The organism is Rhodococcus sp. P-2 (genome assembly GCF_016598535.1).
GTDB classification, from domain to species: Bacteria; Actinomycetota; Actinomycetes; order Mycobacteriales; family Mycobacteriaceae; genus Rhodococcus_F; species Rhodococcus_F baikonurensis.
The window spans coordinates 5,776,468-5,795,782 of the sequence record NZ_CP066779.1 but is presented as its reverse complement, the minus strand read 5'-3'; the positions used below and the strand labels follow the sequence as shown (position 1 = coordinate 5,795,782).

At 62.3% G+C, this 19,315-nt stretch carries 19 protein-coding genes and 1 riboswitch; of the genes, 10 read left to right on the top strand and 9 right to left on the bottom strand.

Annotated elements, in window-relative coordinates; all coding sequences use genetic code 11:
* Positions 1 to 34: 34 nt before the first annotated feature.
* Positions 35 to 946, bottom strand: coding sequence for a carboxypeptidase-like regulatory domain-containing protein (locus I7X09_RS27000; RefSeq protein ID WP_200314564.1), 912 nt, complete (start codon positions 944 to 946; stop codon positions 35 to 37).
* 225 nt (positions 947 to 1,171) lie between these two features.
* Here I7X09_RS27000 and I7X09_RS26995 point away from each other — a divergent pair, with 225 nt between their 5' ends.
* Together I7X09_RS26995 and I7X09_RS26990 are read left to right on the top strand one after the other, a co-directional pair.
* The gene (locus tag I7X09_RS26995; RefSeq protein ID WP_200314562.1) at positions 1,172 to 3,859 is read left to right on the top strand and encodes a helix-turn-helix transcriptional regulator; all 2,688 of its coding nucleotides are present in this window, start codon (positions 1,172 to 1,174) and stop codon (positions 3,857 to 3,859) included.
* Between the two features lie 38 nt (positions 3,860 to 3,897).
* Entirely contained in the window at positions 3,898 to 4,323 is a 426-nt protein-coding gene (locus I7X09_RS26990) for an HIT family protein (protein WP_095970855.1), read from the top strand.
* Here I7X09_RS26990 and I7X09_RS26985 read toward each other — a convergent pair.
* Entirely contained in the window at positions 4,308 to 5,045 is a 738-nt protein-coding gene (locus tag I7X09_RS26985) for an alpha/beta fold hydrolase (protein WP_095971015.1), read from the bottom strand. The two genes, I7X09_RS26990 and I7X09_RS26985, sit on opposite strands and share 16 nt — an antisense overlap.
* A 45-nt stretch (positions 5,046 to 5,090) precedes the next feature.
* On the opposite strand from I7X09_RS26985, the gene mhuD reads away from it, so the two are divergent.
* From mhuD to I7X09_RS26970, 3 genes are all read left to right on the top strand, one after another.
* The gene (gene mhuD, locus I7X09_RS26980; RefSeq protein WP_007726927.1) at positions 5,091 to 5,399 is read left to right on the top strand and encodes a mycobilin-forming heme oxygenase MhuD; all 309 of its coding nucleotides are present in this window, start codon (positions 5,091 to 5,093) and stop codon (positions 5,397 to 5,399) included.
* An 87-nt stretch (positions 5,400 to 5,486) separates the two neighbouring features.
* Positions 5,487 to 5,624, top strand: a riboswitch (cobalamin riboswitch).
* Between the two features lie 25 nt (positions 5,625 to 5,649).
* The gene (locus I7X09_RS26975; protein ID WP_003945915.1) at positions 5,650 to 5,844 is read left to right on the top strand and encodes a CbtB domain-containing protein; all 195 of its coding nucleotides are present in this window, start codon (positions 5,650 to 5,652) and stop codon (positions 5,842 to 5,844) included.
* Complete coding sequence (locus I7X09_RS26970) at positions 5,835 to 6,611, top strand: CbtA family protein (RefSeq protein ID WP_095970854.1); 777 nt, start codon at positions 5,835 to 5,837, stop codon at positions 6,609 to 6,611. The genes I7X09_RS26975 and I7X09_RS26970 overlap by 10 nt, the downstream gene beginning before the upstream one ends.
* A gap of 60 nt (positions 6,612 to 6,671) precedes the next feature.
* Here the strand turns inward: I7X09_RS26970 and I7X09_RS26965 are convergent, their stop codons facing one another.
* On the bottom strand, positions 6,672 to 8,507 hold the full coding sequence (locus I7X09_RS26965; protein ID WP_124568949.1) for a flavin-containing monooxygenase: 1,836 nt from the start codon (positions 8,505 to 8,507) through the stop codon (positions 6,672 to 6,674).
* 213 nt (positions 8,508 to 8,720) lie between these two features.
* Here I7X09_RS26965 and I7X09_RS26960 point away from each other — a divergent pair, with 213 nt between their 5' ends.
* Complete coding sequence (locus tag I7X09_RS26960) at positions 8,721 to 10,184, top strand: MFS transporter (RefSeq protein WP_200314560.1); 1,464 nt, start codon at positions 8,721 to 8,723, stop codon at positions 10,182 to 10,184.
* Positions 10,185 to 10,223: 39 nt separating this feature from the next.
* Here the strand turns inward: I7X09_RS26960 and I7X09_RS26955 are convergent, their stop codons facing one another.
* A complete protein-coding gene (locus tag I7X09_RS26955) occupies positions 10,224 to 11,369 on the bottom strand; it encodes a hypothetical protein (RefSeq protein ID WP_200314558.1) in 1,146 nt (381 codons plus the stop codon).
* A gap of 220 nt (positions 11,370 to 11,589) precedes the next feature.
* Here I7X09_RS26955 and I7X09_RS26950 point away from each other — a divergent pair, with 220 nt between their 5' ends.
* Positions 11,590 to 12,369, top strand: a complete 780-nt coding sequence (locus I7X09_RS26950; protein ID WP_200314556.1) for an acetoin reductase — start codon at positions 11,590 to 11,592, stop codon at positions 12,367 to 12,369.
* 77 nt (positions 12,370 to 12,446) lie between these two features.
* Positions 12,447 to 13,715 (top strand): GAF domain-containing protein, encoded by a 1,269-nt coding sequence (locus I7X09_RS26945; protein WP_124569058.1) that lies wholly within the window; start codon positions 12,447 to 12,449, stop codon positions 13,713 to 13,715.
* On the opposite strand, the gene I7X09_RS26940 is transcribed toward I7X09_RS26945, so the two are convergent.
* Genes I7X09_RS26940 through I7X09_RS26930 form a run of 3 tightly spaced genes read right to left on the bottom strand, consistent with a single transcriptional unit; the run spans position 13,694 to position 16,451 of the window.
* Positions 13,694 to 14,338, bottom strand: a complete 645-nt coding sequence (locus I7X09_RS26940; RefSeq protein ID WP_234036727.1) for a DsbA family oxidoreductase — start codon at positions 14,336 to 14,338, stop codon at positions 13,694 to 13,696. The two genes, I7X09_RS26945 and I7X09_RS26940, sit on opposite strands and share 22 nt — an antisense overlap.
* Positions 14,339 to 14,393: 55 nt before the next feature.
* Positions 14,394 to 15,047: a response regulator gene (locus I7X09_RS26935; protein WP_095970848.1), complete on the bottom strand. Its 654-nt coding sequence runs from the start codon at positions 15,045 to 15,047 to the stop codon at positions 14,394 to 14,396.
* 48 nt (positions 15,048 to 15,095) lie between these two features.
* Positions 15,096 to 16,451, bottom strand: a complete 1,356-nt coding sequence (locus I7X09_RS26930) for a sensor histidine kinase (RefSeq protein ID WP_095970847.1) — start codon at positions 16,449 to 16,451, stop codon at positions 15,096 to 15,098.
* 24 nt (positions 16,452 to 16,475) lie between these two features.
* On the opposite strand from I7X09_RS26930, the gene I7X09_RS26925 reads away from it, so the two are divergent.
* The gene (locus I7X09_RS26925; protein WP_095970846.1) at positions 16,476 to 16,991 is read left to right on the top strand and encodes a DUF4352 domain-containing protein; all 516 of its coding nucleotides are present in this window, start codon (positions 16,476 to 16,478) and stop codon (positions 16,989 to 16,991) included.
* Complete coding sequence (locus I7X09_RS26920; protein WP_200314548.1) at positions 16,988 to 17,470, top strand: hypothetical protein; 483 nt, start codon at positions 16,988 to 16,990, stop codon at positions 17,468 to 17,470. Before I7X09_RS26925 ends, I7X09_RS26920 begins: the two co-directional genes overlap by 4 nt.
* Here I7X09_RS26920 and I7X09_RS26915 read toward each other — a convergent pair.
* Positions 17,445 to 17,879: an OsmC family protein gene (locus I7X09_RS26915; protein ID WP_095970844.1), complete on the bottom strand. Its 435-nt coding sequence runs from the start codon at positions 17,877 to 17,879 to the stop codon at positions 17,445 to 17,447. The two genes, I7X09_RS26920 and I7X09_RS26915, sit on opposite strands and share 26 nt — an antisense overlap.
* Before the next feature lie 98 nt (positions 17,880 to 17,977).
* Positions 17,978 to 19,201, bottom strand: coding sequence for a TetR/AcrR family transcriptional regulator (locus I7X09_RS26910; RefSeq protein ID WP_200314546.1), 1,224 nt, complete (start codon positions 19,199 to 19,201; stop codon positions 17,978 to 17,980).
* Positions 19,202 to 19,315 lie beyond the last annotated feature (114 nt).

Sequence of the window (19,315 nt, the reverse complement as noted above, 5' to 3'; positions counted from 1 at the left end):
CCGTTACGGGTGCTGCCATCACTGCGAAGCTGTATCAGAACGTCAGGCCATCGACCGCCATTGCACCTGGTTCCAGCACCACGTCCACCGGCGCTCGGCCGTCGACCGTGACGCGATACGTCCCCGGTAACAGTCCGAGAAACGAGAAGTGACCCTCGAACGGTGTCACTGTCCGCGCTGTCGCGTGCCCGCATTGATCGATACCGATGATCGCCACTGTCTGCGTGGTGCCGGACGTCACCAGACCCGAGATCTGCCCGTTCGCAACTACCGGATCCTCCTGAACCGTTTGTCCGTCGACGGAATTCCCTTGTGGATCACACACTCCCGGTCCAGTCGATACGCGCACAGTGACGTCGTTCGACCGCACGCGAACCGCACCACTATCGGCAGTGACCACTACTGCTGTCGGTAGACCGTCGGTATCTTCCCGCTTGCCCGCAATCATCGTCGCAGTTCGTGTGAAGAATCGATCCGCTTCCAGATCCCCTACCAAGCACAGTAACCCGGCCTCGTCGATGTCCGAGCCGACTCCGCAGTAGTCCGGCAGGGACGGCAGAGTGAAACCTCGGGGCACCTGAAGTTGTACGACCACGTCCGAGAGCGATGTGCCCCGGACACCGATGTCGACGACGTACGTCACCGGATCACCCTCTCGGACAATCCCGTTGGACGGTCCGGAATCGAGGCCGGGGCCGTCGGCTGGATCGAAAGGCGGTGCACCGTCGATGGCCGTCAACCCGACGGTGAAGGCAGGCGTGAACTCTCCCTCGGCTGCCAATCGAACATCCGACTGCATCGGAAGCACACCGAGCGCAGCAGCGCCGACCACCAGAGCTCCGGTCACGACAACGACGCCGATACCTCGCACTCCTCTCCGCCACGCCCTCGGTCGGAGTCCGACGACAACGGCCTTCGACCACACCTCTGACAGACGAGTTCTCACGACGCTCCTTCGATGTCTGACTCTCGGGGCTCCCGACAGGCACTCGCGGCCACATTTGGCGAATCCCGAGCTACGTTCAATAGAAGTCGCTCGATGGCCGCGAAAGCCAATGGTGACGGCATGATTGTGCGGGTGAACTTCTCTCACCCAGGGTGAAGTCCCGGGTGAATTGCCCGGGATCGCACGCTCTGGATTCGCACCAGCTACGCTCCTCCCTGTAGATAGATGGATCGAGACAATCCGCCCAAACTCTTCAATTACTGCGGGGCGCGAAAGCAGAAAGGGTCCGCGCTGATGTTCGGGATGGACGGCCATGACTGGGCAGCTATTCCCGAAAGGCGCACTCTCGCGACGTCGATTCCCCGGCAGGCACTGTTCTCGAAACTTGACCGGCGTGCCGCGCTGACCATCGTCCGTGCACCGAACGGTCACGGGAAATCGTCGTTGATCGCATCGTGGCTGCGCGCTCATCTGGCATCCGAACGAATACTCGTCTGGGTCTCGGCCCCACAGCCCTCGTCGACTCTCGAAGATTTCTGGGCCATTGTCCTCGATCGAATCCATGCCGCCGGAATCGCACTGCCCGACATCGACGATCTCGTCGATCCTTTCACCGCTGTCGCCAAATCCCTGAACGCCCTCAGCCGCCCCGTGCTGCTCGTGCTGATCAGGCCGGATCTGACAGCGGAACCAGAGTTGGACGATCAACTGATCGAACTCCTCACCCTCTGCCACAATCTGGACCTCGTGGTCACGCTCTCGGGCTTCGGCATGTTCTCCGAGCCGTACCTGCTCGACACCGACCACGAGGTGATAAGTGCGAGTGAGCTGTTGTTCACGACAGCCGATACCGCCCATGTGCTGGAACAGGCCGGCGTAGAACCGACTGACGGTGATTCCGAACAAATCACATCCTTGACGGGTGGACTGCCCGCGCTTGTTCGCGTCGCCGTTCCCGCCGTCCGCGTCTCCGGCACCGGCAACCGCGGGCAGATGATCAAAAAGAACATCGCGCGGGCGATAGACGATTACGTGAACAATTCCGTTCTCACCACCGCTGAGCACGTGAAGCAACTCGAGTTCCTGCTCGCGACGGCCTTTGCGCGATCGATCACCGTCGACATCGCCGCAATGCTGTTCGAGTCCCAACGCCCGGACGCTGCCGAGACCGTTCATCAGATTCGCGCGCGCCTGGCGATACTCGAGACATCCGGATTGGTGTCGCGGGTCGAGACCGAAGCAGAAGAAACCTGGGAGTTGCCGCCCGCAATTCGTCGATCGATACTTGCGCGCCACACCCACGCTGGAATCGATCCAGCGCAACGTCTTTCGTTCCTCGCGCACAATCGACTCGACAACGGTCATCACGCGTCAGCACTGGACTACGCTGTCGAGGCAAAGAACTGGACACTGGCAGTAGACATCGTCGAGCAACACTGGGTGACGATGATCGTCCACAACCTGGACTCGGTTCGCTCTGCCCTCCAACGGATTCCGATGGAAGCTGCAGACAAACACTCTGCTGTGGAGGCGGGGCGCGCTCTGTTCACGATGCATCCGAGCGAGCGCTCGGCGGTCGTCGACTTGCTACCCGAATCGCCGACCGAACTGTGGGAGCTCGGCAGCGAGGCCGGCGCGAAGGACGCCTTGAGCATTGCCTGCGTTCAATCGATCATGCTCAGGATGGCCGGCGAGTACGGGCTCGCAGCAGAAACCACCAGGCGCCTGTCTCACCTCAGTCGCAGTGCGCTGGAGAACAACCCGGAAGCCGTCAGCGCGCAACTCCCTCTCATGCGACTTCAATGGGCGATCAATTTTCAATTGAGCGGCAGGCTCACCGAATCCACGATCAAGGCCCGAATGGCCTACCACGGCGCACTGTCTCACGGAGTCGACTTCATCGCTCGCAACTCCGCGGGCAGTGCCGCACTGAATTGGGCGCTGGCGGGTGAACCTCGCCAGGCCGCATACTGGTTCGAGCTCGAGCAAAAGCACCCGGACCCTGGCGGTTGGCTGGAACCTGTGGTCAAGATCGCCGGCCTCACGGCACGGGTGCTCGAGGCCCTCGACACACTCGACTTCGACGACGCACGCGGGACACTGACCGAACTCGGTCTACCTTCCGACACCGAGGAACTGTGGGCATTCGTCATCTATGCGCACTGCCAATTCGCCTTGACCTCCGGCGACCGAACGTCGGCACTACTGTTGCTCCACAATGCGATCGAAGCGCATTCCATGCAGTACACGGCTTCCTCTTTCGCGCTCCCGCTGCTGCAATCCGCCGAGATCGATCTCCTGCTCGCTCTCGGAGAGGGAAACAAGGCCGCAGCACTGGCCAAGGAATTCATCGATCCCGCGACCAACCCGTGGACCCTCACGTCGGTGGCACGCCTACGACAGCGGATCGGCCAGAACGAAGCCGCGGTCGCCCTGTGTCACCAGTTCGACTGGTCCGGCGAGTCGTATCCGCGAGCACAGATGGAATCGCTTCTGGTGCAAGCGGTTGCACACTCCGAGTTGGGTGAACCGCGCCTCGCGGCGCAGGAATGGTCCAGAGCGTGCAGTATCGCGGATCAGACCGGACTTCTGCGTTCGTTCGCGACCATCGCATCGGCTGATGTCGAGAAGCTCGAATCGATGGCGAAAACGAATTCGCCCGCACTCGCCGAGTTCGCGAAAAAGCATCCTGCTGAATCCTTTCCGGAGATCGTTCGCATCGTCGAGCTCACCGAACGCGAACAGAAGGTCCTCTCACTCCTGGCACTGGGAATGGGGTCGGCCGCGATGGCGGACAAACTGTACGTGTCCGTCAACACCGTCAAGACTCAACTACGCACCCTCTACAAGAAGCTCGACGCGCACAATCGAAACGAAGCGATCACGAAGGCACGTCAGCTGCGCTTGCTGTAGTCCCGGTTCGGAACTGATTCGGACTACATTCTGTAGGCATGAGCACCGATACCTGCGTCTTCTGCAAGATCGTCGCACTGACCGAGCCGGCAATTCTCGTTCACGAAAGCGAGACGACTCTCGCATTCCTCGATGCCCGACCGGTGAGTCGGGGACACACTCTGGTGGTTCCCAAACGCCATGCAGAAAACCTCGATGCTCTCGAAAGCAACGAGGGCGCTGAGATGTTCCGCGTCGGGACGCTCATCGCCGGAGCCCTTCGCCGCTGCGACATCGCCGCTGACGGAGTCAACTTTCTGGTCAACGACGGTCGCGCCGCGGGCCAAACCGTGTTCCACTCGCACCTGCACGTCGTCCCACGCCATCGCGGCGACAAGGCTAAGTTCGCTGCCGGACTTCTGGCCAGAAGAGCCGTCGAACTGGAGCAGGTGGGTGCGTCGATCCGCAGTCAACTCACTGTCTGAAGGAACTCCGTCACCACGTCACGGTAACGCTGCGGTTGATCGTCGTGGACCAGGTGACCTGCATCGGCAATACGTACGTACCGGGTTTCCGGCCTCTCGGCCATCTCACGCATCTGTCCTTCCGGGGTGATGGTGAACTCCCCCTCGATGAGCAAGGTCGGCACCTCGATCGCCTTCCACTGATCCCAGAAATGCCGCGTACCCCACTCCTCCGAGATGTCACGAAAGGTCGACACCTCGCCGTGCAGGTACCAACCGTCGTCGCGGCGGTCGAAAGAGTCGAGAAAGTACTGGCCGGCGACGGGGCCGAAGAATTCCTTCATCGCGTCCTCGGAAGCGAACGGCTGCGGCCACGCCGAGATCATCTGAGCCCAATCCGCCGCGGTGCGTCCGCGAAAATCGGGAGCCATGTCTTCGAGGACGAGGGCACCGACCTTGTCGGGGTGCGCGGCGGCGAAGCACCAGGCGTGCAGCGCCCCCATCGAATGCCCGATCACGATCATCGGACCCTCGACGGAAGCAACAGCAGACGCCAGGTCCTCGACGAATGCCTCGGTGGTCAGTTCAGCAGGCGCAGGCCTGCCGTGACCGGCGGCGTCGAAGGTGTAGACGTGGCCGAACTCGCGGATCCACGGCACGTGGCGCCGCCACGTTCGTGAGCTGCCCATGAGGCCGTGCAACAACAGAATCGGTTGTCCCGTTCCACCTTCGTCATGCAACACGAGTGTCACGGTACGCGGTGAAGGTACGCGGGTAATGTCGCTTGCATGGCAGTCGTGAAGATCAATGCAATCGAGGTCCCCGAGGGCGCCGGCCCCGAACTGGAGAAGCGCTTCGCAGCACGCGCTCATGCAGTCGAGAACTCACCGGGCTTCCTCGGATTCCAACTCCTCCGCCCCACCGCAGGTGAGAGCCGCTACTTCGTGGTGACGCAGTGGGAGTCCGAGCAGGCATTCGCCGATTGGCGTGACGGCCCTGCCCGCGAAGCACACTCCGGTGAGCGCGCGAAGCCTGTCGCTTCGGGTGCGTCGTTGCTGGAATTCGAAGTTGTCCTGGACGTAGCCGCCAAGAGCTGATTTCGTGGATTGCGCTCGCCGCGGCGGGCGCAATCCCTGCTCAACTCGGCTTCACGCGTTGACACGGTGCGGGCAGTAGTGCAAAAGTTCGCATGTAAACGCGATGGTCCGACAGGAATCCGGTGAAAGCCCGGAGCGGTCGCGCCACTGTAATTCGAGGTGAAGTGTCTTTTCGGCACGACCATTTCGACAGCCAGACACTTCGGCCATCGCATGGACCTAGGGGACGCGAAAATCCCAGGAGGCTTCGATGGCTCTCGCCTATTCTCCCGATACGTCGATCGACTCGACTCGTCTGGCTTTCCTTGCCGCTGCAGTAGTGCTGTTCGCGATGCTCGCTCTCTACCTGGTCGGATTCGACCAGGGCGCTATCTCTCGCACCGGTATGTACATGCATGAACTGATGCACGACGGTCGCCACTTGATGGGCCTGCCGTGCCACTAGTCGACAATTTCACGAAGCTTCTCATTCGTGGTTTGTTGGCTGGTTTGATCGCGGGCATCCTTGCCGGCGGAGTTGCGTTCGTGCTGGGTGAACCGCACGTCAATGCTGCCATTGCGATCGAAGAAGCCAACAGCGCCACCGGTGAGGCTGCCGGCGAAGCCGCTGGGCATTCACACGGGGACGAAGAAGAACCACTGGTGAGCCGCGACGGGCAGCGCGCCGGGTTGTTCCTGGCCACAGCGCTGGCCGGACTGGCACTCGGCGCGATCTTCTCGGTCGTCGCGAATTACGCGCGACGACTCACCGGGATGTCCGGACCGTTGTTGGCGATCACCATCGCCGTCGGCGGTTGGCTGGCCATCGAGGCCGTGCCGTTCTTCAAGTACCCGGCCAATCCGCCTGCCGTCGGAGATCCGGACACCATCAATCAGCGCACACTGCTGTGGCTGGCCGCCGTGATTCTCGGACTGCTGTCCGTCACCGCAGCGGCAGCGGCAGCAAAGGCAGTTTCCGGACACGAGTTCCTCAGTGTGCGCATCGCTGCTCCGGTGGCCGCGTTCCTGGTGATCGTCGCGATCGGTTACGTCTCGCTTCCCGGCATCAACGAGGTGGGTGAGGATTTCCCGGCAACTCTGCTGTGGGAGTTCCGGCTTTCCTCGCTCGCTACACAGGCGACGCTGTGGCTCGTACTCGGATTGGCATTTGCCTTCCTCACCGAGCGCGCGACCAAGAACGCCGACGTGGCGAAGAAGTACGCCCTTCGCTGAACCTGCTGTGCGCCTTTATTAACCGCGGGCGGTTAATAAAGGCGCACAGCAGTTCTCGTTTCAGCTCAGGTGATGCACTTCCTGAAGCCCGTACACCGGCGTCGGAATACCCTCGTAGCGCGCCTTCAACTGCAGCGCGAGGTACAGCGAGTAGTGCCGCGACTGATGCAGATTGCCGCCGTGGAACCAGAGCGCCTCCTGCTGCGTGGGCTTCCACATGTTGCGCTGCTCGCCCTCCCACGGTCCCGGATCCTTGGTCGTGTTCGAGCCCAGGCCCCACACCTTGCCGACCTTGTCCGCGGTGTCCTGTCCGATCAGATCAGCCACCCAACCGTTCATCGAGCCGTAGCCGGTCGCGTAGACCACCACGTCGGCCGGCAGTTCCGTACCGTCTTCGAGGATGACGCTGTTCTCGGTCAGTTCACGAATGTTGCCGTGCGCGAGCTTGATGTCTCCGTTGGCGACCAGTTCGGCGGCACCGACGTCGATGTAGTAACCCGATCCGCGGCGTAGGTACTTCATGAACAGACCCGAACCGTCGTCGCCCCAGTCGTGCTCGAAGCCGGCCTTCTCGAGGCGATCGTAGAAGTCCTTGTCGCGCTCACGGATTGCGTCGTACACCGGGATCTGGAACTCGTGCATGATCCGGTACGGCAGCGAACCGAACGTGAGGTCGGCCTTGTGCGTCGTCATGCCGGCGGCAAGCGCACGCTCCGAATACAGATCGCCCAGGCCCAGATCCATCAGCGAATCCGATTTCACGATGTGCGTCGAGCTGCGCTGCACCATCGTGACGTCGATGCCGTTTTCCCACAGAGCGCCGCAGATGTCGTGCGAGGAATTGTTGGCCCCGATGACCACAACCTTCTTGCCGACGTACTGATCCGGGCCGGGGTGCTTGCTCGAGTGGTGCTGATCGCCGAGGAACTTGTCCTGCCCGGGGAACGTCGGGACGTTGGCCTTGCCGGACATACCCGTCGCCATCACCAACTGCTTGGGACGCAAGGTCAGCTTCTCGCCGTTGCGGTCGACCTCGACGGTCCATTCCTGGGTCTTCTCGTCGAACGACGCTGACGTGCAGGTCGTAGAACTCCAATACGGCACCTCCATGACCTTGGTGTACATCTCGAGCCAGTCGCCGATCTTGTCCTTGGGCGCGAACACCGGCCAGTTGTCGGGGAACGGCATGTAAGGCAGGTGGTCGTACCACACCGGATCGTGCAGGCACAGGGACTTGTAGCGTCCGCGCCACTGGTCGCCGGGTCGCTCGTGGCTGTCGATCACGATGGCCGGCACTCCGAGCTGACGCATCCGGGCACCGAGCGCGATTCCGCCCTGCCCACCGCCGACGATCACGACGTAAGGCTGTGTGGTGTAACCGAGTTCGCGGTCCTCGATCTCCTTCTGCTCGGCCCACGTGACGCGATTCGGATCTGCACCGTGCTTGGCGCCGCGCGGGCGGCGAGTGCCCTTGCCCTCCTCGTGGCCCTTGAGTTCCTGCAACGACGTCAGCAGGGTCCAACCTTCATCGCCCTTCAGACGAAGGTGCCCGTGCGCGCGCCCGGTTGCAGTCTCGAATTCGATCCAGGCCGACGTAACGCCGTCGGCCTCGTCGGGCGTCTCGGTGGTCCGGAACCCCGAAGGATCGGTGTCGTCGAGTCGTGCGGAGAGCATGTCGGCGATCTGCTCGCGACCTTCGACGGTCTTGATGTTCCAAGTGAACGACACCAAGTCTCGCCAGAAACTGTCGAGTGCGAATTTGCCTGCAACACGCTCGATGTCACGAGCGGCAAGTGCCGACTCGAAATCCGCCAGCCAGGCATCGACGCGCTCCTGCGGTGTCACCGCCGTCAGCTTCACCTCGGGGGCGACTGCGGAATCGATGGTTTGCGTCATCACTTCTCCTTGTTTATGAATGTGACACACAGCACATCGCATCAGTGGCCCGGGTCACAAGCGTTGCAGCCTGTTGCAATCCGCCCCACTGTGACCAATCCCTCGATCACAAAACTAGTTGAACAATGCAACGATATGTACGATTCAAACCGCCTTCGACGATGCGCACCCCTTCGCATCCGGAACCACCCGCGATATGCAAAGGAGACGCGCATGGCACGAGCAGGCGCTATAGCCGAGCGGACGGCCCCCGCCGTACGACCTGGCGGACTTGTCGGCGTACTGGCGTTCATCGGCATCCTCGCCGCACTCATGCAAACGCTTGTCGTCCCACTGATCGCGGAACTACCCACACTGCTGAACACGACCGCCTCGAACGCGTCGTGGGTCGTCACTGCGACGCTCCTGGCGGGCGCTGTCGCTACACCGATAGCCGGGCGTCTCGGGGATCTGTACGGCAAGCGGCGGCTGATTCTGATCTGCACGATCCCGCTCATAGTCGGATCGGTCATCTGCGCAACTGCCAGTTCTCTGATTCCGATGGTGATCGGACGCGGATTGCAGGGCATCTGCGTCAGCCTGATCCCACTCGGCGTCAGCGCACTACGCGATCTGCTTCCGCCGGAGAGACTCAATTCTGCAATCGCTCTGATGAGTTCATCCATGGGAATCGGCAGCGCACTCGGCCTGCCGATCGCCGCGGCAGTAGCTCAGAACGCCAGCTGGCGGGCACTCTTCTGGGGATCAGCGGCGCTCAGTGTGCTGATACTGATCCTGACCTGGTTCTTCGTCCCGGCGACACCGGTACACAAGGTCGGCGGACGGTTCGACCTGATCGGCGCGATCGGGCTCGGAGCCGGCCTGATCTCACTCCTGCTGGCCGTATCGAAAGGCGGCAGCTGGGGATGGACAAGCGGCACCACCGTGAGCTTGTTCGCGACCACGATCATCGTTCTTCTCGGCTGGGTCTGGTTCGAACGACGCACCGACGACCCGCTCGTGGACCTACGTGTGACGGCGAAGCCGCAGGTGTTGCTGACCAATATCGCTTCCATCGCAACTGGATTCGCGATGTACACCCAGTTCTTGATCATCCCGCAACTGCTGCAACTACCGGAGTCCACCGGTTACGGCATGGGACAGTCGATGTTGGCGATGGGCCTGTGGATGGCGCCACCCGGATTCGTGATGATGGCGGTCTCTCCACTCGGCGCACGCCTCACCGCACTGCGCGGGCCCAAGTTCACACTCATCACAGGCGCGCTCGTCCTCGCTCTCGGTTACGGATCTTCGATGCTGCTGATGGGCTCGACGTGGGGGCTGCTGATCGTCGCCTGCATCGCCAACGCCGGCATCAGTCTCGCGTACGGTTCCATGCCCGCCCTCATCATGGGCGCGGTCCCGCCGTCCGCCACTGCTGCTGCCAACAGCTTCAACTCCTTGATGCGCTCGATCGGCACGTCTGTGTGCGCCGCCGTCATCGGCGTCGTTCTTGCACAGATGACCGTCCAGGCCGATAGCCATATCCTGCCGTCGGAAGCCGGCTTCCGCACCAGTCTGTTGATCGGATGCGGGTTCGCCCTGCTCGCCGCAGCTATCGCACTGTCGATTCCCGTCCGAAAGATGTCTTCCCGCAGCAAAATACCCGTCGAGTCGATCTCCGCTGCAAGCGACTGACCGATACCGGTTGCCCGCACCGTCGTGCGGGCAACCGTGTCACCCCTCAGCAGGTTTCAACTTGCCGAGTCCCAGCGACTGAAATCCCACGACGTAGAACAGCGTCCACAGCACAGCCCAGTCCACGAAACCCAGTGCGTTACCGTGTAATCCGTCGACAACTGCCGGCTCGTGAAGAATGTGCTCTGCCGCAAAGCGGTAATAGAACAGGAAGGTCACCACCGCGAGCGCAAACGTGAGCAGCGCGCGGATCGCGAGGTTGACCCCGTCAGCAAAACCCGTCGGCTTGTTGCCGAAGGCGTTGGCCCAGAAGATCATCCAGAACGCCCAGCACACACCGAGCTGCGCCGGGAACTGATGGACCACGCCACCCAACTCGGCAACAGCATCGCTTCCCACCAGTGCCTTCACGACCGGAAGTGCCACGAAGTACAAGCCGGTTCCCGCGGCGAAGTTACCGATCGTGGCTGCGAGCGCCGTCTTTCCACCACCGCCGAACAGTCGCCACGGCCAGTTGTCGAGCGTCTGACCGGTCAGGATCACGACCACCACGACGCAGTAGAACCAACCGAGCACGGTGTCGACGGTCATCAACGGATCCGTGGCGGAAAGCGACACGGACGGCAGGCCGAACACGAAGTACAGCGCCAGCGTCGGGACGGCGACAAACGCGATCTCACACAACCCCACCAGCGGTTGCTTCATCCCGAGGGAAGTCCACGGCCAGTGCTGCCAGTTCAGGACCACCATCACCCAGGTCCCGAATCCGAAGAGCACGAACAGCGCACCCGCGAAAAAACCGAGACCGCCCTCACGATCGGCCGCGAAATCCGGGTACAAGCTCCCCAAACCGTGTGCCAGGAGCCACGTCACCACGACGGCGAAGACCGCGGTCGCGGCCATGATCGCCAGCCCCTTCGCCGGCTGCGGGAGTCGATCGAAGCCGGCGAACTCACAGTTGAAGCCGATGAACACCACAAAGAGGATCGCCCAGAAAAGCGCCGCGTTGAACGGCAAAGGATAGAAATTCCACGGACTGGTGGTCGGATCTGCCAAAAGGTACCAACTCGCCACGGCCAGCACGAGAACGATCACAAGATTGGTGATTCCGAACTCGATCCAGCGGCGTGACGGTGGCCGGTTCGGCGTCGCCGGTTCTGTGGGTGTGTCGACTGTAGCGGTCATGTTCCCTCTCCCAGATTGTCTCGCAAGATGATTCGCGAAGTGGTCGCGCAACTATGAAGCTGTCGCGCGGGGCACCGGGAGGGTTGCCAAGGGTTGCAATCGCTGTCCGATTCTTCGGAATTGCAACACCGTGCAACCCTTCCGCATTGTGGTCGCGGTCACATACAAATCACTCACCGGTTCACGGCTAACCGTTTCACTACCAACGAGGAGAAACTGCATGAGCATCACGGGCAAGGTAGTTCTGGTCACCGGCGCCGGCCAAGGAATCGGACGCGGAATCGCTCTCCGCCTCGCCCACGACGGCGCCGACATCGCACTGGTCGACCTCGACCAGACCAAACTGGATGCGGTTGCCGACGAGATTCGACAGATCGGGCGTCAGGCGACCACGTTTGTCGCCGACGTCAGCGATCGAGCACAGGTGAACGCCGCTGTCGAACACGCACACAAGGAATTGGGCGGATTCGACGTCATCGTCAACAACGCTGGAATCGCTCTCGTCGGCCCGATCTCCGACGCGACGCCGGAAGAGGTCTCCAAGATCTGGAGCGTCAACGTCGACGGTGTGCTGTGGGGAATTCAAGCTGCAGCAGCAAAGTTCCAAGCGCTGGGACAACGCGGAAAGATCATCAACGCGTCGTCCATCGCCGGCCACGACGGATTCGCCATGCTCGGCGTCTACAGCGCCACGAAATTCGCGGTCAGGGCCCTCACTCAGGCCGCGGCCAAGGAATACGCGTCCGACGGAATCACCGTCAACGCGTACTGCCCCGGCGTCGTGGGAACCGACATGTGGGTGACGATCGACAAGAGGTTCGCCGAACTGACCGGTGCGCCGGAGGGCGCCACCTACGAGAAGTTCGTCGGCGGAATTGCGCTGAGTCGAGCTGAAACCCCCGACGATGTAGCCGGTTTCGTCTCGTACCTCGCCGGGCCCGATTCCGACTACATGACCGGGCAGGCCGGTCTCATCGACGGCGGTCTCGTCTACCGCTGACCGAAGTGTCGTCACTGAGAACGGTGCCTTCGCCGAAAACGGTGCCCTCGCAGAAAAGGCGGTTGCCCGAACCCGCGATGCCACCCGGCGAGGATCCTCGCGACTACGCGAGGACCCTCGCCGCGGTGTACGACGCGACGATGGCCGGAGACCGCGCACCGGCCCGACCCAGGGACGTGGTGCGCCAATCGTGGCAGCGCCTGCGCGAACTCGGTATCGACCCCGAGCACAACCGGGTCGAACCGTCGATGGACGTTGCCGAACTCGATCTCCGTCGTCGTGAGTCCGGACTGTACGACGTGCTCGACGACGTCACGCGTGGACTCGAATCGGTCACCGCAAGCGGTGAGAACATCATGGTCGTAGCGGACCTTCGCGGAACTGTGCTGTGGCGCAGCGGTTCCCATCGCGTACTCGACCAGGCTGCGCGTCTGGGTTTTGTCGAAGGGGCGAACTGGGCCGAGGACAGCGTCGGTACCAACGCCATCGGAACGGCATTGGTGTCACGACAGGCGGTGCAGATCTTCTCGGCGGAACATTATGCGCGTAGCCACCATCCGTGGACATGTGCGGGGGCACCCATCCGCGATCCGCGGGACGACCGTGTCATCGGCGTGGTGGACATCAGTGGTCCGGCGAAGACCGTCCATCCCACGACGCTCGCTCTGGTCGACGCCGTCGCACGCCTCGCCCAATCACACCTGCGGGACAAGCACAGGGACAATCTCGATCAATTACGTTCTGTTGCAGGGCCGATGCTTGCCCGCAGCGGATCACCCGCATTGGTGATCGATACTCATGGTTGGGTCGCAGCGGTCGACGCACTCCCCCATCGCTCGCGCGTGCTGCTTCCCGCAGCTTTGGCTCCCGGCAGAACGTGGTTTCCGGCTCTGGGCCTGTGCGAACTGGATCCGCTCCCCGGCGGGTGGCTGGTTCGTCCGATCACCACCGGCGAGAAAATCACCGCTCCCACGGTGCATATCGATCTGCGCGATTCCGAGAACATGTCGGTGACCGTCACATCCGGGTTCGGCGAATGGGCGTACTCCCCGACCCAGCGGCACGCCGAGATTCTGTTCCTCCTCGGATCGGAAAGACGAGGACTGACTGCATCTCGGTTGGCGCAAGACCTGTTCGGTGACCCGGCCCGCACGGTGACTGCGCGGGCCGAGATGTCACGTCTGCGAAAGAACCTTGCCGGAGTTGTTGCAGCGCAGCCGTACCGGTTCGTCGATGCAGCGCACGTGACGTTGTCCTGCCCCGTGGACGGCGCGCATCTGTTGCCGTTCTCGAACGCGCCGGCAGTACGTGCCGCTCGCCTTACTCAGGCCGGTTCGGAGGCCTGAGTAAGCAACTGCAGAAACACCTCTTCGGGCTGAGCGCCCGACACTGCGACCGCACGGTTGGCAACGAAGAACGGAACACCACTGACCTGGAGTTGGCGGGCCATGGACAGATCCTCGCGCACGGCCTCGGCGGCGGCATCGGAGCCCAGTTGCTCGCGCACCACATCGGCATCGAGACCGACGCTCACGGCCAGCTCGACCAACACCTCACGGTCGTCGATCACCTTGCCGTCGCTGAAGTGAGCCTTGAACAGCGCTTCGAGGAGTTCGTTCTGCCGCTCACCCGCGAGATGCAGCAACCTGTGCGCATCAAAGGTATTGGCGGCGATCACGGTGTCGAAGTCCAAGGTCAACCCGACCTCGGCTGCCGTCGCACTGACATGGGCGAACATCTGACGTACCTGATCAGGCGCCATCCCCTTCATCTCGACCAACGCGTCGAGTTCGGTACGGCCCGCGCCCACCGGGGTCTCCGGAGCGAGCTGGTACGAGCGCCAGATGACGTTGACGCGGTCCTTGTTCTCGAAACGATCCAGAGCCGAGAGGAACCTGGTCTTTCCGATGTAGCACCACGGGCAAGCGACGTCCGACCACACTTCGATGGTCACGTCTTGGTCAATCACGATTTGATCAGTCACCGAAGGTGCAACAACGAACAGGGGCGGGATTAGTCCCGAGTCACGTGACCAGGCCACACCGGAACGCGATCAACGACGCACCCACCCGGTTGGGCACGCCGAGCTTGGCGAACAGTGAAGAGATGTGCGTCTTGACGGTGGTCTCACCGAGGTACAACCGCTCCGCGATGACGCTGTTGGCCGCGCCCGTCGCCAGGATTGCCAGCACTTCACGCTCGCGTTCGGTGAGCGACGCGAGGGGGGTCTGATCGGGGGCTTGCCGACGCGGCGTCGAGGCCACGATGGCGCGCAGAGAATCGCAACTGAACAACGAGTGGTCGGACGCCACCACTCGTACTGCCTGCTGGAACGCCTGTGGAGCCGCGTCCTTGCTCAGGAAACTGTGCGCGCCCGCCTCGACGGCCTGCACGACCATGTCGTCGACGTCGAAGGCTGTCATCGCAATGACCTTCGGCGGATTGCTCATGGTCATCAATTCTCGGGTGGCCTCCAGGCCGCCGACCCGCGCCATCTTCAGATCCATCAACACAACGTGCGGACGAAAACGCGTGACCTTGGCTGCGACCTGATCGCCGTCTTCTGCCTCGGCAACGACCACGATGTCCGGCGCTGCTTCCAGGATGTCCTTCATTCCGCGCCGAACCCAGGCGTCGTTGTCGACGATCAAAACTGTGATGCGCGAGTCAGCGTCCATAGTGCGCTCAGATTACCCAGAGCCCCCGACAGTGAGAGGGTGGGCGGGCTACGACGACCAGGGCACCCAGCAACTGACGAGGAAATCGTCCCCCAACGCACCGGCCTCGACCTTGCCGCCGATCTCTCGCGCCTGTTCGGCCAGTCCGCGTAGACCTGATCGCGAACCGATCGACGTCATGGGTGCAAGCTCGCTGAGCTTGTTGCGTGCGAGGATGCGGATTCCGTCGTGCGGAGACCCGGTCACCGAAATGACGAGCATCTGGTCGCTCGCGTATTTCTGGACATTGGTCAGTGACTCCTGCACGACGCGATAGCAGACGTGCCCCGCCAACATTCCGACGTCACCCGGGAGCAACTCGGATTCGAGACGGCAGTGAATGCCGGCGGCGCGGGCACTGTTGACCAGATCTCCGATCGCGTCGATCCCTTGATGCCCACCGTGTTCGCGACGATCACCATTTCCTCTGAGCACTCCGACGATTCCCTTCAATTCGTCCAAAGCCTCGTGCGCGGTCGTTCTGATCATCGCAGCCGTGTTGACGACCTTCTCGGGATTGTCTGCCGCGCTCACCTGCAGCCCGCCGGCGAACAACGAAATCCGGCTCAAGCTGGCGGCGATCGTATCGTGCATGTCGCGAGCGATCCGCGTTCGTTCCTCGGTGCGAATCATCTCGTCGCGCATCACGTCGGTTTTCTCGGTGGCCAGATCCCGTACGTGCTCGGCCTCGACGAGTTCGGTCCTGGTCCGGATCAGGAGAGAGAGCGCCACGACGATGCCGACCATGACGGCCGCGACGAGCCACGGGATCCAGATGGCGACGTCGTATTGAACGACTGCCGAACCGTCCTTGGGTTTCATGGTGCCCATCGTGAGAACGGAGTACTCACGATTTCGAAAAGCGTCGTAGGTCAACGAAATTCCGCACACGACGAAGACAGCTGCCGCAGCGGCAGCAAGCCGAGGCCCACGTGCGATCCTGGCAACGGCGAACAACGCGATGAGCGCCGCCGTTGCATCAGTGGGAAAGAACAGCGGCCCGACCAGCGTGATCGCCAGAACCATCCAAGGATGTTGATGGCGCCAGACGAGCGATACCCCGCCCGCCACGCCCAGGACGAACCCGATCCCGACCAGGACCGGTGGCATGTTTCCCGACGAACCGGCGATGCCCACCGTCATGAAGGAACAGAAAAGGCTGAACGCGACGGCGGTGGTGGTCCATACGCGCCGTCGCACAACAGTTCCTTGGGTGGTGATCACCGAGCAAGCGTATCGACCGCCACCGACGCCTCGAATCAGCCGAACGGGTGGACGAACCGCCAGGTTCCGACCGAAAGGATGAGGCGGACCGATCTTTCGGCTGAAGCGGTGAGCAGTCTTCGCATCGTTGACTTGTGCCATACCAACTCTCGAAAGGCGCACATCATGCGATCACTCCGCACTCCCCTCGTCCTCCTCGCCGTCGGCGCAGCCTTGTTCGCAACCATCGCCTCGGGCGAAACAGACGAAGCGAAGAAGGTCGACGACAACGGTTCGTCCACCGCTCCTGCGGCTGCCTTCGGCATCGGTGACGTCGTCGAGCTGGGCGACTGGCGCGTACAGGTACACGGCGTCGTCGATCCTTACGTCTCGACCAATCAGTTCATCACCGCTGATCCCGGAAACCGTTACGTGGTGGTCGACACCGAGGTCACCAACAACAGTGACAAGCCGTCGACTGTCTCGTCGATGATGTGCTTCGAATTGCAGGACTCGGCGAACAAGTCGTACAACATCACGTTCACCGACAGCAGCACGTCGAGTGTCGACGGAGAACTAGCACCGGGCGCTGCCAAGCGAGGCGAACTGGCCTACGAGGTCCCCGAGGCCGCAACCGGTCTGCGCCTTCAGTTCAAGTGCGATCTATTCTCGTCCGGCTCGGCAACGATCAACCTGTCGTGAACCGTCCGGGCGATCTGCTGCTGAGTCCGTGGGCGCTGGTTTCGGTGGCGATCATTCTGATCAACGACCACGCACTCAAAGGCGCCTTCGGGAACATGGTGACGGGCAAGCTGTCCGACGTCGCCGGCGTGTTCCTGTTTCCCCTGCTTCTGCTCTCGGTTTTCGAGGTGCTCAGGCGAAACCTGGTGGGGCGAGCAGCGATCGCCTGGTCCATCGCGGTCACGGGTATCGGCTTCGCCGCGGTGAAGGTGGTCCCGCCGATCGGTGACGCGTACGAGTGGGTGATCGGGTTTCTCCGCCTGACCGCACGAGGATTCCGCGGAGATCTCTTGCCGATCCTGGTCTATCGCGATCCATCGGACCTGTGGGTGCTCCCGATACTGTTCGCGAGCTACCTGGTCATCACACACAACCGCACTCGGGCGCCGGAGGGGGCGCCCGAGCACGAGTTGATCAGTCCAGGGCCGCATCCAACGTGATGTCGACGCCGGTCAGTGCCTTGCTGACCGGGCAGGTTTCCTTGGCCGCCTGGGCGACCTCGGCGAAGCCGTCGGCGTCGAGGCCGTCGACCTCGGCGCGAACGGTGAGCTTGATTCCGGTGAGCTTGAAGCCGACCGTGTCGGGTCCGAGCGACACGTCCGCGGTGATGTCCAGGCTCTGCGGGGTTCCGCCGGCCTCGGCGATCAGGGCCGACAACTGCATCGCGTAGCAGGAGGAATGTGCTGCGGCGATGAGCTCCTCGGGGCTGGTGGTTCCGCCGGCCTCCTCAGCTGCGCGCTTGGGGAACGACACGTCGAAGGTCGCGACGCCCGAGCTGGTGAGTTCCACCTGCCCCGATCCGGCCTCGAGGGTGCCGTTCCAGGCGGTGCGTGCGGTACGAGTTGGCATTGCTGTCCCTACTTCCGTCTTCACATGATTCGGTGAACGCCTTGCGATCACGAACCTACCCGCGATACGTGACGTCACACCTACTGTTTCGGACGGGACTACCCGAGGAGCGTCGCGGACAGCAGTTTCTCGACGCGGGCCTGTGCGGAGTTCTCCGAGGAAAAGTGCACGATTCTGCCGATGTCGAAGACAAGCCCGAGCGCCGCGTGGACGAGAAAACGGGCTTGGACGATCGTCAACTCCGGCCGTGCCTCGACGCACAGGTGCGCCCACTCCTCGACGTTCAAACGCTGAATGTTGCGCAGCTCGGTCCGCGATCGATCCGGCAAGCTGCCGATCTCGGCAAAGTACACGGCCAACAGTTCACTGGTTCCGAACGAAACCTCGACGTACATCTTCGCCAACGTCTCGACGGCTGCGAGAGGGGTCTCGGATTCCGCCAAGGCCGAACCCAACGTCATCGTCAGACGATCGGACGCTCGGTGGAAGGCCGCAGCCAGTAGGTCGGCCTTGCTCGCGAAGTGCCGATACACACTCGACGCGTTGATACCCGCCGCGGCGCCTATCTCCTCGATGCTCACGTCGTGATACCCGCGCTGATAGAACAGCAGGACTGCTTCCTGAAGCAGCACTTCACGTTTCGACGTCCGCACGAGGCCGGTTTTGCGTTCGGACGCCGCCACCCCCGCGCCGCCTTGCACACCGACCGGCAGTTCGACGCCGACGACGGACCAGCATGCTGCAAGGATCAGCGCTTCGATCTGCTTGGCGGACAACGCCGATCGATGCCCGGTGATACTGGCGATCACGCTGAGCACAGCGGGTGCGATGAGCTCCACGTCCGCCGGGTCGAGTTCCGGGCGAACTGCGGCCAGCGGCTCGGCAATCCGAAGATTGAGCGTGCGCATTCCCACCCGCAACTGCTCACGATCCTCGTCGACCAGGTAGCGCCCCTCCCATCGGTAGAGACCTCCCCTACGCCGATTCTCGATCGTCGCGCGAATGACGCCCACCATCGTGGATTTCAACTGCTCGCGTGGATCGTCGTTTCCGTGTACCGCGGGATCGCTGGCATCCAACAACGCCTGGGTCAGGTTGTTCACGGTGTAGACGAACAGCGCGTATTTCGTGGGGAAATGACGATAGAGGGCAGGCCCGGAGATTCCGACCTTCGCTGCGATCTCGTCGATACCCACCGCGTGGTAGCCACGTTCGCTGAATGCTTCCGCGGCAGCGGCCGCAATTTGCGCCTTCCGATTCTTCGGACGCGTCCGTGGTGCAGGGTCGCTGCCACGCACGGAGACGCGTGTCTGTCCGGGCACCTGACCCTCCACTTCCGTTGCTTTCTCTTGCACTGCCTTCGTCCGCTGCACCGCACTTCTACAGGCGTGAGTCCGAACGGATCATGTTAACCGTCACGAAGGTCGCAATTCGCG

Bases quoted from the DNA above. Each gene is read 5' to 3' on its own strand.
- I7X09_RS26915 (WP_095970844.1), bottom strand. From the start codon at position 17,879: ATGCCAACTCGTACCGCACGCACCGCCTGGAACGGCACCCTCGAGGCC.
- I7X09_RS26955 (WP_200314558.1), bottom strand. From the start codon at position 11,369: ATGACCGCTACAGTCGACACACCCACAGAACCGGCGACGCCGAACCGG.
- I7X09_RS26930 (WP_095970847.1), bottom strand. From the start codon at position 16,451: ATGGCACAAGTCAACGATGCGAAGACTGCTCACCGCTTCAGCCGAAAG.
- I7X09_RS26925 (WP_095970846.1), top strand. From the start codon at position 16,476: ATGCGATCACTCCGCACTCCCCTCGTCCTCCTCGCCGTCGGCGCAGCC.
- I7X09_RS26995 (WP_200314562.1), top strand. From the start codon at position 1,172: ATGGATCGAGACAATCCGCCCAAACTCTTCAATTACTGCGGGGCGCGA.
- I7X09_RS26990 (WP_095970855.1), top strand. From the start codon at position 3,898: ATGAGCACCGATACCTGCGTCTTCTGCAAGATCGTCGCACTGACCGAG.
- I7X09_RS26935 (WP_095970848.1), bottom strand. From the start codon at position 15,047: ATGGACGCTGACTCGCGCATCACAGTTTTGATCGTCGACAACGACGCC.
- I7X09_RS26950 (WP_200314556.1), top strand. From the start codon at position 11,590: ATGAGCATCACGGGCAAGGTAGTTCTGGTCACCGGCGCCGGCCAAGGA.
- I7X09_RS26945 (WP_124569058.1), top strand. From the start codon at position 12,447: ATGCCACCCGGCGAGGATCCTCGCGACTACGCGAGGACCCTCGCCGCG.
- I7X09_RS26975 (WP_003945915.1), top strand. From the start codon at position 5,650: ATGGCTCTCGCCTATTCTCCCGATACGTCGATCGACTCGACTCGTCTG.
- mhuD (WP_007726927.1), top strand. From the start codon at position 5,091: ATGGCAGTCGTGAAGATCAATGCAATCGAGGTCCCCGAGGGCGCCGGC.
- I7X09_RS26960 (WP_200314560.1), top strand. From the start codon at position 8,721: ATGGCACGAGCAGGCGCTATAGCCGAGCGGACGGCCCCCGCCGTACGA.
- I7X09_RS26965 (WP_124568949.1), bottom strand. From the start codon at position 8,507: ATGACGCAAACCATCGATTCCGCAGTCGCCCCCGAGGTGAAGCTGACG.